The following is a 13826-nucleotide window of genomic DNA, read 5'->3' as shown; positions in this document are numbered from 1 at the left end:
GAGAACGGGGTCAGGTTCACTTCTAGGCCGAGCGAGCGGCGCGAGGGTCATGCGCGACGATCAGGTGTTGCTTTGACACATCCCCGCGCTCAGCCCCGCCACGGATCCACCAACACCACGCCCGTCTCGCGAAAGTCCGCCACGTTCCGCGTCGCCAGCGGCGCCGAGTGGACGCGGGCGATGGCGGCGATCATGCCGTTGGGTGCGTTCATCGGGCGACCCGCACGTGCCGCCTCGCCCAACAGCTCGCCGTAGCTCAGCGCGGCCTCTTCGGTAAAGGCGAAGATGCGCCCGGCAAAGCGGCTGCGCCAGGCGTCCAGGCCATCGGCCAATCGCTGGGCGCGTTCATCGGGGCGGATCTTGCTGATGCCGAAAGCAAGTTCGGCGATGACGACCGTGCTCAGCGCCAGCTCGGCGTCGTGCTTCTCCAGCCAGCGCAGCACGGTCGGCTCCGGTGTGCGCTTGAGCGTCTCGGACACGACGTTGGTGTCGAGGAAGATCAAAACTCGATGCCGCGATGGGCCTGGCGCTGCTCGCGCAGCACGGCTTCAAGATCGATATCGGTGCCATAGGTCTGGCTGAGTCGCGCGTAGAAGCTCGCGGCCGGCTCTCGGCCCGCTTGGGCGGCCTCGTAGGCTTCCAGCGCGCGCTCCACCACTTCGGCCACCGTGCGCTGCTCGCGCCGCGCCAGCCGATGCGCCAGATCGCGCGCCCGGGCGCTGCGTACGGAGAGTTGGGGCTCGGCCATGGGGCTGTCCTCGTGCCTTGAGGCCTTGGAGGCTACGCCGCACGCTCGCTGCCATCAAGATGGCTGGGCGGTGGTTTCGGCGATTGGCGGGTTCAGGCTGAAACTGCGAAACGCGCAGGAGCCTTCAGCCCCGACGACTAGATCAGAGAAGAAGAGGGTCAGGTTCACTTCTAGGCGGGAGCAGCGCGGGGGTCAGGTCCAGCTTCGTATTAGCTGCTCCCCGGTTCACAGATCTCGCACCTGCCAGCGATTCCGAGCCGGTCCGCTGTCAGCCTCCGCCTCACAGCCCCGCATGCCTCGCCCAGAAGTCCGCAGGCGTCACGATCGGGTGCCGGTCGGCGAGCGCGAGCAGGTCTTTGTCGCCGGTGATCAGGTAGTCGGCAGCGCTGGTTTGGAGCGCCGCGATCAGGGTGCCGAGCACGTCCTCGTCCTTCGGATCGCGCAGGTCCGGCGTGCTGCCCGTCGTGGGCTCGATCACTTCCGCCTGGATCGATAGCGCGTCCACCAAGTCATCCATTTCGCTGTCACTCAGCCCATGCCGATGCGCCAGCCTGGGCAGCACGCGACGGAGTTCGCCGAGGATGTAGTCGGACAGCAGCACCTCGACCGAACCGTGCCGCCATGCCGCGAGGATCTTGCCCGGCACGCTGGCCGGGTAGGCAATGCCGGACAGCAGGACATTGGTGTCCAGCACCACGCGCAGGGTCGCCACGTGTCTCAGCCTTTGCTGGCGGTGCGTCGGGCCTCGCGCACCGCGGCCTCGATCTCGTTCATGCCCTCGGCTTCCGGGGTGCCTGCGAAGCCCGCTTCGATGCGCGCCGACAGTGCGTCAAAGCGCGCCTGCATGCGGCGGATGCGCGCGAACAGCCGCGCGTCGACTAGGGCGGCGACGGGCTTGCCGTCCTTGTTGATGACGATGCTGTCGTGCCGGTACTGCACCTGGTTCAGCATCTCGCCGAGGTTCTGGCGAAAGGCGACAGCGCTGGTTTCAGTGATCATGGCGGGCTCCTGCTGGATCGATATGACCAGTATGGTCGATATGGCCCGAACGGCGCGAGGGGAAGGCGCGAGGGGCAGGTCTTGCTTTGACACATCGGCGCGCTCAGCCGCGCCAAGGATCCTCCAGCACCACGCCCGTCCCCCAAAAGTCCGCCGCATTCCGCGTCAGCAACGGCGCCGAGTCGGACTCAACCGCTCAGTCGCCTCCGCAGCCACCGCAACCTGAGCCGCCGCTATCGGAGCCGCTGTCGGAGCTGCTCGAACCGCCGCTGTCGCCGCTGGAAGGCGGATAGCGCAGCTCGTGGTAGCCGGCCAGCGCGGTGCCTGACAGCACCCCGGTGCCGACCAGTGCCACCGCCAGCGCCAGTTCGCCTTTGCGCGGCGCGCGCAGAGTCAGCGCGTGGCGCGCTCTCTGCGCTCTCAGCAGATCGCGGCCGGCGCGGGTGATGCCCGGGCGTTTGAAGTGGAACAGCAGCGCGGCGACCACGGTCGCGATCACCAGGAACACGAGCAGGGCGACCGGCCGATCGCGCAGCAGACCGATCGCGATCTTGGTGCTGCCGAAACCCGCAAGCAGCCACAGCGGCAGCGCACTGTGGAAGGCGATCCGTCGGGCCGCCTGTGGCGCATGCCAGCCGCCTTGGCGAACCAGCGTTTCGCGCACCTGCTGCACCGGGCCGGCCTGTTCTGCGCGCGCCCACTGCGAGGGCTTGCCGCACAGGTTCGGCAGCAGGCTGCGCAGCAGGGCGTCGTCGGGCGCATCCTGCCTCCGCCGCACCAGCGTCTTGCTGCTCGCGTCCCAATCGAGAAAGCCTTCTTCGTGCAGCTGGGCGGCAGCCGCATCGACAAGGCCACGCGGCCCGCCGCGCAGATAGGCGAGCTGCCACAGCGGGGGCTCGCCGGGGGAAAAGCCGCGTGTGGGATCACGCCGCCAGCGGTGCCACAGGCGCAGGCCAACACCCGACATCAGGCTGGCTGCCAGCAGCACGAGATACAGCGAAAGAAACTCGGGGCCTCGCCAGTCGAGCGGGCCGGGATACGCCAGCGCCGCAGCCGGCAGCAGGCCAAGCGCTGCCGCAAGCCGTATCCACCGACCGCGATGCGTGGGGCTGCGCTGCGTCGACCACGCCGGCCACCAGTCGAGCGCAGGCTGACCGAACTCGGCCGCGTACGCGTGCAGGGTTTCCGCATATGCCTCGCGCAGCGCCTCGCGCTCACCGGGCAGCCCGCGCGATGGCTGGTGGTGCAGGGCGAAGCCGAGTCGACGCGGACAGAAGTCCTCCCAGTAGTCCCGCGTCCAGGTCAGGTGCAGGTGCCAGACCTCGTCCACCGCGGCGCTCGGCACGGCGCGGCCGCCAAGCCGAGCGGCGATCGCGCAGAAACGCAGGTATTCGCCGATGGCACGCTCGCAGCGCTCGGGGTTCCAGCCGGTGCGTTCGGCGAGCTGGGCGCGAAAGCGGCGCTGCAGTGCGGGGTCGTTCTCGGCCCAGGCGAGGATGCGCGCGGTACGCGCGCGATCGATGGGTGGAAACTCGGTCATGAAGGCGCCCTCGAAGACGAGCGGGCTACAGGGTGAACGAGTTGCATGTCGCCTGCCACCGCGACCACGCGGGTTGCAGGCCACTTTCGCTGTGACGCTTCCGCGCGCCCAGCGCCGCCGAGCAAGGTTGCCGGGCCGCGCTTCACCGGGCGGCGTCCACACGGAATGGAGTCGCACACCGACAGGCATCTCGGGCAATGCCTGCCGGCCCTGACCCGATGCCAGCCGTCGCCACGCAAGCGCGCCGCGGCTCAGGCGGCCTGCAGCTGCTTCAGCGCACCTTGGCTCAGCAGCGCCTCCGGGCTCTGACTGGCGTCGCCGGGGCGGTCCGGGCCGCTGGCGAAGCCGGTCCAGCGGTCGCGGCCCGCCGACTTGCTGCAGTACACGCCGTGGTCGGCGATGCGCAGCGCGAGCGCCCAGTCGGCATCCATCCCCGGCCACACCGGCAGCGGCACGAAGCCCAGCGAGGCGGTGATCTCGACGCGGCCGCCAGCCACCTGCAGCGGGTTGTGCTGCAGCGCGCGGCGCAGCCGCTCACACAGCTGCGGGCCCTGGTCGAGCGTGGCGCCGCGGCACAGCCACACGAACTCCTCGCCGCCCCAGCGCACCAGCACGTCGTCGTGGCGCGCCACCGAGCGCAGGGCCTCGGCGAAGCACTCAAGCGCGCGGTCGCCGACCTCATGGCCGTGGCGGTCGTTGATGCGCTTGAAGTGGTCGAGGTCGGCCATCACCAGCAGGCCACGCGCCGGCGCGCCGGATTCCATCTGCGACTGCAGCAGGCGGCGGTTGCCCAGACCGATCAGCGCGTCCTCGAAGTTCTGCTTCCGGATGGCGGCGTTGAGCTCGACCAGGGCGTTGCGTTGGGCCTCGATCTCGCGCGCGCTCGCCGCCAGCGCGCGGTGGCTGCGGGCGCGCATGCGCGCCGTGCGCCACAGCAGCGCAAGCACCGCCACCAGTGCCACCAGCCCGGCCAGCAGGGCCAGGTTGAGCGCACGGGCGCTGGCCTGCTCGGCCTGCAGCGCCTCGTTCTCCGAGCGCTGCAGCGCGTTGGCGGCCTCGGCTTCGGCCAGCGCCTTGTTCTTGCGCTCCAGCTCGATGGCGTTCTCGAGTTCGGCGATCCGGGTGTTGGACTCGGTGCTGATGGTTTCGTCGCTGAGCGCCTTGTATTCGCGCATCGCCTGCAGCGCCTCTTCGCTGCGGCCGAGCGCCTCAAGGTTGTCGATCAGCACCGGGAACAGCTCCAGCCGCCTGGAGCGGACATCCGCGGTCTCGTAGAACGTGCGCGCGGCCTGCAGGTGCGGCAGAGCGTCTTCGCGCTGCCCGAGCTGCACCAGCGTTTCGCCGATGTTCTTTTCCAGCACGCCAAACAGCTCCGGCGAGTCGGTGGGCTGCATGGAGCCGCGCAGCCGCTGGTAGATGGCCAGTGCCTCGGCATGACGCCCGTTGTCGCGCAGCAGGGTCGCGTAGTTGCTCTGGTTGCTCGTCACGCTGAGGCCATGGGCCTCGCCGTAGGCGATGGCCTCGCGCGACCAACGCTGGCCCAGCTCGAAGTCGCCGGCACCGATGTGCGCGGTGGCGAGCGTGGAGAGCACGCCATGACGGGCGCGCGGCGTGGCATTCGGCTCATGCTCGCGCTGTACGGCCTCGGCGCGGGCGGCGTAGGCCACCGCCTTTTCCATGTCGCCGACGTTGATGTACAGCCCGGCCAGGTTGCGCAGCGTATTGGGGTTGCCCGGGCTGCCCAGCGCCCGCGTCATCTCGTCGGCGCGCTGCAATGAATCCAGCGCCGCGGGAAAGCGCCCGAGCATCGCGAGGACGCCGCCACGGCCGCTGAGAGCGCCGACATGCTCCATGCTTTCACTTTCACCGAACAGCGCCATGGCCTCGTCGAACACCGCGAGCGCCTGCTCCAGCTGCGGCACCCGCGTCTGCAGGGCCGCCAGCGCGTGCAGCAGCTGTGCGCGCGCGAGCGCAGGCACTGCGGCATCGCCCTTCAGCGCGTGAACGCGCGGCTCGATGCGCGGCAGGGCCGTGGTGTCACCCAGCACGAACAGGGAATCAAGCACCTGCTTCAGCAGCACGGCCTCGAGTGCCGGTGCGGGCGGCGGCGCATCAAGCAGCTGCGCGACCTGCGCGAGCCCGTCTTCTCGCCGCTGCGTGTGCTGGTAGGCGAACAACAGGGCGATACCCGCTTTGAGCGCATCGTCCCCGACGGCGTCGCTCTGCTGGGCCCGCAGTCGAGCGATGGCTTCATCCGGATCGGTATTCAGCAGCCCGAGCGCCGCCGCGCGCGGCGTCGCGGGCGGGGTGGGCGCAGCTGTCGTGGGCGCGGACGGTGTGGCGGCCGCGGCCCCCACTGGCAGGGCCAGCGTGAGACCCAGTGCCAGCCCGGCGGCGCAAAGACGGCAGCTCACGCCGATCGGCGGCAATCGCATCGTGGATCCCCTGTCGCATGATTCCCCGCCGCCAGCATGGCCCTGGCGAGGCCGCCGCCGCAAGCGCAAGCGCCGGCGTCGGCACGCTGGCCAGTGGCGCACGCCACCTGTCCGCGCGGGTCAGGCGGGCTGGGTTTGGGGCCCGAAGCCGACCTTCTTCAGGCATTGCGGGATTGCGTCGCCACGGGCATGTGTGGCCACGAGCCCGAGGGACCCTGTGGAAACGACGATGACGGTCACCCTTTGATGCGTTGCAGCCGGCACCCCTGCGCCTCGCCGATCCCGCAAAGCGCGAGCGCTGAACGCCTAGGATCGCGACCCGCCGCTTGACCGCGAAGCGCGCGTGTCCTGCGCCCGCCCAAGCCGCCCCCCCGGAGGCGATGGCGATCACCTCTCCACGGCAAACCTGCCAGATCTGACAGGCCCGCTGCCACCCGCACGGCTTGCCGTGACTTCGCCGCAAAGCGAATACCCGCGCGGCGCGGCAGCCGAGGTCGTTGAGTGCACGCCAGCCTCCAGCGATGCGGGGGCGCATTCAGATTCACGCAAACACCGTTGTATGCAGTGACTGTTCGTTTATAGCCTCCGGTCGCGGCGAGTGCCCCCTGGGTGCGCGCCGCACTCCTCTCAACCCCTGGAGACCCCCATGAATCTGAAGCGTTCGATTGCACTGACTGTGCTCGCGGGCAGCGCCGCGAGCTTCATGCTGTTTTCGCCTGCACACGCGGCCAGCCTCGATCAGGCCCAGGTCGGCTGTTACGTCGATACCTACGCCTTCGACACGCTCACCGCCGACTACTGCGTCTCGGCCTGGACGCCCAGCTCGGCCCAGCTCAGGTCAGTCGCCTACTTCGAAGTGATCGGACTGCCCGCCGGCAACTACAGCTACAGCTGGAACTTCGCCTGCGGCAATTCGCGCAGCTGCTCGACCAGCATCACCGCGCGGCCCGAGCAGATCAAAACGGCCGTGGTGACGGTGACCAATGTCGCCACCGGAGAACAGCGGACCTTGAGTGCCACCGCCGAGTACCTCAACGGCTGGGATTGAGCTTGGCGCACTCCGCCTGAGCCAGACGCGCGCATCGCCCCGCCCTGCCGGCGGGGCGATGCCGTTTCGAAGGCCGCATGCGCCCGCCCGGAAGCTGGCCACTGCACTAAGGCCACAGCCTGATGAAGGCGTCCGGATGACGGACTCGGGCGCCCTGCGCCTGCACTGCGTGCACTAGCCTGCGGCGGGTTCCCGAACCAGTGGAAAGCCTTCGTCCAGCCAACCGGTCAGGCCACCGCTCATCAGTTTCACCGGCCGGCCCAGTCGGGCCAGGCGAAGGGCGGCGCGGGCGGCGCCATTGCAGTGCGGCCCGGCGCAATAGGTCACGAACAGGGTCTCGGGCGGATAGGCCGCCAGCCTGCGTTCGATGATCTTGCCGTGCGGCAGGTGGACGGCGCCCGGCACGTGTCCCTGGGCAAACAGTGCGGGGCCACGCACGTCCAGCAGAACAAAACCCGGGGTGTCGCTGGACAGCGCTTCATGCACGTCCCAGCAGTCCGTTTCGAATGCGAACAGTGCCGCGAAGTGCTCGGCGGCCGCCGCCGCTGGTGCTGCGGGAACCGCGTTGACTGGGTTCTTCATGTGCGCTCGCTGGGTTTGAAGGCAGCCCATTGTTGCTTCAGGCACGCAGACCGCACACTGGCGGCCATGCCACAGACCCCTCAAAAACCGCCAACCGCTTCGAAGCCGCTCGACCCCTTGCGCGTGGTCGCTGTGGCCTACCCGGGACTGTGCAGCTTCGAGTTCGCGTGTGCTGCGGAGGTCTTCGGACTGGACCGCCCCGAGGTCGGCCCGACCTGGTATCGATTCTCGGTCTGCGCCACGGAGCCCGGCCCACTGCGCGCCGACTACGGCCTCAGCCTGCGCGCGGCGCCAGGCCTCGGTGCGCTGGCGCATGCCGGGACGATCCTGATTCCAGGCTGGCGCGGGCCGGAGGTTCCGGTGCCGGACGCACTCACCCGCGCACTTCGGCGCGCGCATGCCCGCGGCGCACGGATTCTTTCGATCTGCTCCGGCGCCTTCGTCCTTGCCGCCAGCGGCCTGCTGGATGGGCGCCGCGCGGCCACCCACTGGCGCTACGCGGACGCCCTGCAGGCGCGGTTTCCCAAGGTGCGCGTCGATTCCCGGGTGCTCTACGTCGACGAAGACCAGGTGCTGACGTCCGCGGGCAGCGCGGCCGGCCTGGACCTGTGCCTCCACCTGGTGCGGCGCGACTTCGGCAGCCGCATCGCCAATCTGGTCGCGCGCCGCCTGGTGATAGCCCCGCATCGGGACGGCGGCCAAGCGCAATTCGTCGATCGCCCGGTCGCTCCGCGGCCTCGGAGCGTGGTCGCTCGCCTGCAGGAGCGCATCAGCGCCGACCTCACGCGCACCTGGAGCCTCAGCGCGCTTGCCGAAGCGGCGGCGCTCAGCGAACGCAGCCTGCTGCGCCGTTTTCGCGAAGCCGCGGGCTGTACGCCCGCGCAGTGGTTGGCCGAGGCCCGCGTCAGCGAAGCGCGGCGACTGCTCGAACACAGCCACCTCCAGCTTGAGGAAGTGGCCGAACGCGCGGGCTTTGCCAGCACCGAGACCCTGCGCCGACAGTTCCAGCGGCGCGTCGGCGTCTCACCCGCAGCCTATCGGCGCCGCTTTGCCTGCCACGACGCGCCGGTCTGAGGTCGTGTTGCGCACCGCCGCTTCCGGCAGCACGGACCCAGTCCCTTCTGGCCTGGATCCGGCTCCGCGGTCGTGCCGTCCGTGGCGCGCGCAAGCGCTGGAGTGCTCCGCCCAGGCTCAGGTCGCCGGCGGCGCTTGCAGGGTCTGGAGGCCCTCTTCGGCGATGCTCCGCTGCAGGCCCTCGGCCTGCTTCAGGATGGCTTCCAGCGCCAGCCGGTGCGCCTTCGTCAGCGCCTCGGCGGCAGGCACGCTGACATCGGGCACCACGCCCACGCCCTCCCAGTTGGTGCCCGTGATCGTGTTCGCCACGATCTGCATCGGGATGAAGGCGACAAAGCCGTGCGCCAGAGGACGGTAGCCGCCCGGCGTGGCCGCACCGGCGGTGGTCTCGCCGACCAGGGTGACGCGCTGCATCGCCTGCAGGTCGTAGGCGAACTCCTCCGCCCCCGAACCGGTGTCACCGTCGACCAACACGAATACCGGCTTGTCGAGGTAGGCCGGCGTTCGTGGCTCGGCGTAGAAGGTGCGGTCGGGCGCGGCTTCGTCGCTGCCCTGCACGCGCACCGTGGGCGTCCGCGCTCTGACGAAGTGACCGATCACGTTGGCGACGCCGGCGGGCTCGCCGCCGGGCGCGCCGCGCACGTCCACGATCAGTGCACCGGTGTGTTCAAGCATGCGCATTGCCAGCGCGAACTGCTCGGCGCTGGGCGCGGCGTCCAGGAACATCCGGATGCGCAGATAGCCGACATTGCCCGGCAGCCACCGCACTTCGGGCACTTCGCCGCCGCGCAGGCGCACCTCTTCGTGGAAGGCCGCGATGTCTTCCGCGGAGGGCGGCGCCTCGCTGAAGCCGGCCACCGCCTCGGGCCCGAAGTAGCGGGCCCGGAAGTGGCCATCGTCGACGATCGGCGTGATCTGCTGTTCGATCAAAGCGAGCAGCTCGGCCGCGGTGCCTGCGCCGCGGAAAGCGCCCTGCTGTTCGAGCGCTTCGATGCTGTCGGCGGCTTCGCGCCCGCGCGCCCGGAAGGCGAAGCGCTCGCGCAGCACATCCGCGAGGGCCAGCACCACCTCGCGCGACTGCGCGGGGCTGAGCCTTACGGCAGCGGGATCGGGGGGTGGACCCGGCTGGGCGGAGGCGGCGCTCACGCCCAAGCCCAGGGCGAGGCCCAGTGCGCAGATGGCTGCTGCGAACCGCGGCAAGGCGCGTCCAAACGATTGCACTCGCTGCGCGCCTGCCACGGCGGACGCTTGCCTGGCTTGCCCTGCGTTCTTGCCTGTGCTCATGCCTGTCTCCTGCGTGCGCCGCCGGCCGGCCGCGCTTCGAGGGCATTCGAGACGGTGGAGGCGGGCTCGGTTGCAGCGAGGAGCGCTGCGAGGGACTGGGCCGCGACGCTCCCGGCGGGCCGCTCGACGGGCCGCCGGAGGCTTCAAGGCACGCAGGGGTGTGACGTCGCAGCACACACTCTGCACAGCGCAGACGACGTTGCCGGATCACTCTCCGAGCGCGCGCTGTCCGCGCCCCGCCATACCGCCGCCCGCACCCGGCCACACTCGGCGGCCAGGCTCGCGGCTCACGTGCGCGGTGTCTGCGTCGCTGCACAGGCACACTCGCTGCCTACCCCACGCGTGAGGAACGGCGCGGCGGCGGCAGGCAAGGATTCACCCAAACCCGAAGGATGATTCGCATGGTGTCTCGACGTGGAGTGTTGCAGGGCGGCCTCGCCGCAGTGGGTGCGCTGCTCGCGCCGGCGGGTTGGACGGCGACACCCGCAGCGCGCAGCGCGGAGGCGAGACTGCGGGCGCTGGAGTCGGGCGCGGCGCGGCTCGGGGTGTGCGTGCTCGACACCGCCAGCGGCGCGCACTTCGGCCATCGGCTCGATGAACACTTCGCCCTGTGTTCGACCTTCAAGCTGGCGCTGGCGGCGGCCTGTCTGCGCGAGGCCGACCACGGTCGACTCGATCTGTCCGAGGTGCTGCCCTACGCCGAGAGCGATCTGCTCGAATGGGCGCCGGTCACGCGCGAGCACCTTGCCGAGGGTGGCTTGAGCATCGGCCGGCTGGCGCAGGCGGCGCAGGAGATCAGCGACGGCACGGCGGCCAATCTGCTGGTGCGCCGGCTGGGCGGCCCCGCAGGCGTGACTGCCCGGATCCGCGACATGGGCGACAGCGTGACCCGGCTGGATCGCTACGAGCCGGATCTCGGCCTGGTGCTGTCCGCCGATCTGCGCGACACCACCACGCCGGTGGCGATGGCGCAGCTGGTCCAGCGCATCACCACAGGTGATCTGCTGCAGCCGGACTCGCGCGATCAGTTGCTTGGGTGGATGCGCAATACCCGCACCGGCCTGTATCGCCTGCGCGCCGGCCTGCCCGAGGACTGGCTGACCGGCAACAAGACCGGCACCGGACGCGCCGAAGGCACTACCAACAAGTGCAACGACATCGCCATCACCGTCCCGCCCGGCCGCAGCCCGGTCGTGATCGCCGCCTACTACGACAGCGGCGAGTACACGCCGCAGGTCGAGCGTCGGCACGAGGCGGTGCTGGCCGAAGTCGCGCGCATCGCAGCGGCGTGGGTTCGGAGCTGACAGCGCGCGGCGCTGCTCGCTGGACGTGGACCTCGCACGCCGGCGAGTTGGCTGCGCGCCTCAAGCGGCCGATGCAGAGGTTCTGATCCAAGCCGAATCCGGAGGCTGCCGGCACCACGGGCGCTGGCTGCCCGGCTGCCGCCGCCATTGCGCGGCGCTTGGCGCTATCCTCCCGCGCCGTTGTGGTGGCCCGCGCGGCCGCTGAGCCTGTTCCAATTGACGGAGAGCCCCATGCGTTTCCTCACTGTGTTTGTGGCCGTGCTGGCCTGCATCCTGGCGGCGCCGGCGGCGGCCCAACTCAATGTGATCGCCGAGTATCGGCTGGGCGAGAACGACGGCGGCGTGGTGGTCGGCGGGACGGGCGCCGACCCGACCCAGCCGGGCGCTGCGGGCACCGGGCTGCAGCGCTACGGAGCCCCTGTCTACGGTGCGGGCGGTACCCCGCGGGGCCGCATCAGCACGGCCTCGATGCGCTTCGACGGCAGCAGCGCACGCTACGAAGGCCCGGTGTTGACCATGCCCACCGACAACTTCGGCGTCGAGGCCTGGGTGCGCTCCAACAGCACCACCGGCAACGCGGTGATCGCCTACAACGGCAACTCCTCGAACAGCGGCTTCGGCCTGTTCCGGCTCGGCGGCAACTGGGGGTTCCTGTACGGCGGAGTCGTCGCTGACGGCAACGCCCCGGCGACCTCCGGCTGGACCCACCTCGCCATCGTCCGCGACAACGGGCTCAGCCGCTTCTACGTGAACGGCACGGAGCGGATCCAGACGCCGGCCGCGCCGAACGCGCCGGCCGGCGCGTTCCACATCGGCGGCAACAGCCTGCTGGCCACCGAGTTCTTCGACGGCGAGATAGACGAGGTGCGCGTGTTCACCTTCGCCCCCGGCACCTTCTCGCCCGCGCTGCTCAACCTGGCCGAACGCCCCCCGGCGGTGGCGGTGCCGACGATGACGATCTCCGGCGTCGCCGTGCTGGCGATGGCGCTGGTGCTGGCGGCCGTGCTCGCGGTTCGGCTGCGCGGCTGAGCACTGGCCTTCGTGCAGCGCCAGCGGGCCCGCTCGCGTGGCACAGGCCTGCACCCCGACTGCACGGCCGCGCGGCGAAGCTCCGTACATGCCCACGCTCCCTCTGCAAGCGAACACGGTGGTGATCGGCGCCGGCCTGACCGGCAGCCTGATTGCTCGCGGCCTGTCGGCGGCCGGCGATTCAGTGGCCGTAATCGACAAGGGCCGCGGGCCGGGAGGCCGCCTCAGTGTGCGGCGTACCGACTCCGGCAGCTTTGCCCACGGCTGTCCACTCTCGACCGTCTCGGCCTGGCTGCAGGCGCTGCCGCGCGAACCGCTGCAGGCGCTGGGTCTGCCCGATTCGCCTGGGGTGGACGACCCGCGCGTGCAGGCGCTGCCGAGGCATCTGCTTGAGGGCATTGCATCGCGCTTCGGCGCCCAGGTCGTCCGCATCGAGCGCGCTGGCGAGCGCTGGCGGCTGTGGGACGCGGACGCGGCCCTGCTCGCCGAAGCGCGACGGCTGGTGCTGACCGCACCCGCGCCACAGAGCGCGGCCCTGCTGGCCGGGCTGCAGCCCGAGTGGTCGCGGCGGCTGGGCGCGCTCGGCCTGGCGCCGGCTTGGGCTCTGCTGCTGGCACAGGACGCCACGCGCCCGGGACCGGACTGGGCGAAGCTGGCAAGCCCTGCGCTGCGCGTGCTGCCGCAGGATTCCCTGCCCGAGGCCGATGCCGCGGGCCCTGCCGTCCGTCGCTGGGTCGTACAGCTTGGCGATGCGCACAGCGCCGCCCTGCTCGAAGCCTCGCCGGCGCAGGTGCTCGATGCCGTGCTTGGCCTGCTCGGCCTCGGCACCGCCGATTTCCTTCACTCCAGCGCCCATCGCTGGCGCTATGCGCGGGTGCTCGATCCACTGCCCGAGCCTGCGCTGGTCTGCGCCCGCAGCGAGCTTGCCGTCTGCGGCGACGCCTTTGCCGGCACTGCAGGCGCTGCCGGGCCGATGGCCGATCTGCAGCGCTGCCTTGCGTCCGCGCGGGCACTGCTGGATGTCTGGAAGTACAGGACCCTCGCGGTCTAGCCGGTTCGAGAGCGCCGCGCGGACCGGCGGTGCAGCAGCACCGTGGACATGCCTCTTGGACATGTGCGCGTCGGCCGCACATCCGCCGCGCCGAAGGCCGCCCGCCTTGGGTCCGTCGGCGCGCCGCGTCGGAAGCAGACAGAGCCAGCGCCCGTGGGTGGATCCGCGTATCCTCCGCGCCCCTTCTCCGGAGACCCGCCGATGCGCATCCTGCTGCCTGCCCTGTTGTTCGCTCTTGCCTGCAGTTCCAGCGACGCGGCGGCCAAGGTCTACAAGTGTCCGCTGCCCGGCGGCGGCCACGAGTACCGGCAGATCGCCTGCGACGGCGAGGGCTCCGGCGAGGTCGAGGTGAATGATCCGACGGTGTCGCGTCGGGCCGACACGGCGCGCGCGCCGGACACGGCGGATGCCGGTGATCTGGTCGGCGACTGGTGCGAAATCGGGGTGTCGACCACGATCGACAGCGAGATCGCGCTCGATGGCATCCACTGGTACTTCGGCCCCGATTATCTGACCTATGTGCATTCACGGGCCTGGAAGCCCGCCGGCATGGAGCCGCCCAAATACCCGCTGCAGCGCAAGGGTGAGGTCTTCGTGGTCGACGACCCCATGTTCGGCGGCGTCGAGGCCGAGTGGACAGTGGTGGGTCGGCGCGAGGGCGTCATCCTGGTTGAAGGCCCGATGGGTGGAATCCTGCACATGCGGCCCGGACGCTGCTGACCCCTTCCTCTC

General features: G+C 70.5%; 14 protein-coding genes. 6 read left to right on the top strand and 8 right to left on the bottom strand.

What is annotated here, in order from left to right; translation table 11 throughout:
* Positions 1–89 precede the first annotated feature (89 nt).
* The 6 genes from BLP83_RS10945 to BLP83_RS10920 all read right to left on the bottom strand — a co-directional run bounded on the left by BLP83_RS10945 (position 90) and on the right by BLP83_RS10920 (position 5722).
* Complete coding sequence (locus tag BLP83_RS10945; protein ID WP_091242515.1) at positions 90–503, bottom strand: type II toxin-antitoxin system VapC family toxin; 414 nt, start codon at positions 501–503, stop codon at positions 90–92.
* Positions 500–748 (bottom strand): plasmid stabilization protein, encoded by a 249-nt coding sequence (locus BLP83_RS10940; protein ID WP_091242512.1) that lies wholly within the window; start codon positions 746–748, stop codon positions 500–502. The genes BLP83_RS10945 and BLP83_RS10940 overlap by 4 nt, the downstream gene beginning before the upstream one ends.
* A 280-nt stretch (positions 749–1028) precedes the next feature.
* Positions 1029–1460, bottom strand: coding sequence for a putative toxin-antitoxin system toxin component, PIN family (locus tag BLP83_RS10935; protein ID WP_091242509.1), 432 nt, complete (start codon positions 1458–1460; stop codon positions 1029–1031).
* A gap of 5 nt (positions 1461–1465) precedes the next feature.
* Entirely contained in the window at positions 1466–1747 is a 282-nt protein-coding gene (locus tag BLP83_RS10930) for a type II toxin-antitoxin system Phd/YefM family antitoxin (RefSeq protein WP_091242506.1), read from the bottom strand.
* A gap of 196 nt (positions 1748–1943) precedes the next feature.
* Entirely contained in the window at positions 1944–3287 is a 1344-nt protein-coding gene (locus BLP83_RS10925; RefSeq protein ID WP_176764142.1) for a TIGR04222 domain-containing membrane protein, read from the bottom strand.
* A 251-nt stretch (positions 3288–3538) separates the two neighbouring features.
* A complete protein-coding gene (locus tag BLP83_RS10920; protein ID WP_091242500.1) occupies positions 3539–5722 on the bottom strand; it encodes a sensor domain-containing diguanylate cyclase in 2184 nt (727 codons plus the stop codon).
* A gap of 646 nt (positions 5723–6368) precedes the next feature.
* Here BLP83_RS10920 and BLP83_RS10915 point away from each other — a divergent pair.
* Entirely contained in the window at positions 6369–6770 is a 402-nt protein-coding gene (locus tag BLP83_RS10915; protein WP_091242497.1) for a hypothetical protein, read from the top strand.
* 174 nt (positions 6771–6944) lie between these two features.
* Here BLP83_RS10915 and BLP83_RS10910 read toward each other — a convergent pair whose 3' ends face one another.
* Complete coding sequence (locus BLP83_RS10910; protein WP_091242494.1) at positions 6945–7352, bottom strand: rhodanese-like domain-containing protein; 408 nt, start codon at positions 7350–7352, stop codon at positions 6945–6947.
* 66 nt (positions 7353–7418) lie between these two features.
* Between BLP83_RS10910 and ftrA the strand changes: the two genes are divergently transcribed.
* Positions 7419–8426 (top strand): transcriptional regulator FtrA, encoded by a 1008-nt coding sequence (gene ftrA / locus BLP83_RS10905; protein ID WP_091242492.1) that lies wholly within the window; start codon positions 7419–7421, stop codon positions 8424–8426.
* Positions 8427–8543: 117 nt separating this feature from the next.
* Here ftrA and BLP83_RS10900 read toward each other — a convergent pair whose 3' ends face one another.
* On the bottom strand, positions 8544–9572 hold the full coding sequence (locus tag BLP83_RS10900; protein WP_176764141.1) for a S41 family peptidase: 1029 nt from the start codon (positions 9570–9572) through the stop codon (positions 8544–8546).
* 539 nt (positions 9573–10111) lie between these two features.
* Between BLP83_RS10900 and bla the strand changes: the two genes are divergently transcribed.
* The 4 genes from bla to BLP83_RS10880 all read left to right on the top strand — a co-directional run bounded on the left by bla (position 10112) and on the right by BLP83_RS10880 (position 13814).
* Complete coding sequence (bla, locus tag BLP83_RS10895) at positions 10112–11014, top strand: class A beta-lactamase (protein WP_218121239.1); 903 nt, start codon at positions 10112–10114, stop codon at positions 11012–11014.
* Positions 11015–11245: 231 nt separating this feature from the next.
* Complete coding sequence (locus BLP83_RS10890) at positions 11246–12043, top strand: LamG domain-containing protein (protein WP_091242484.1); 798 nt, start codon at positions 11246–11248, stop codon at positions 12041–12043.
* Between the two features lie 88 nt (positions 12044–12131).
* Positions 12132–13094 carry an NAD(P)-binding protein gene (locus tag BLP83_RS10885; RefSeq protein WP_091242481.1) on the top strand — a complete coding sequence of 321 codons (963 nt, stop codon included), beginning with the start codon at positions 12132–12134 and terminating at the stop codon, positions 13092–13094.
* 201 nt (positions 13095–13295) lie between these two features.
* On the top strand, positions 13296–13814 hold the full coding sequence (locus BLP83_RS10880; protein ID WP_091242480.1) for a hypothetical protein: 519 nt from the start codon (positions 13296–13298) through the stop codon (positions 13812–13814).
* Positions 13815–13826: the final 12 nt, after the last annotated feature.

It is taken from the genome of Aquimonas voraii, from assembly GCF_900101825.1.
Taxonomy (GTDB): domain Bacteria; phylum Pseudomonadota; class Gammaproteobacteria; order Xanthomonadales; family Xanthomonadaceae; genus Aquimonas; species Aquimonas voraii.
This window is presented reverse-complemented; position numbering and strand designations above follow the sequence as displayed.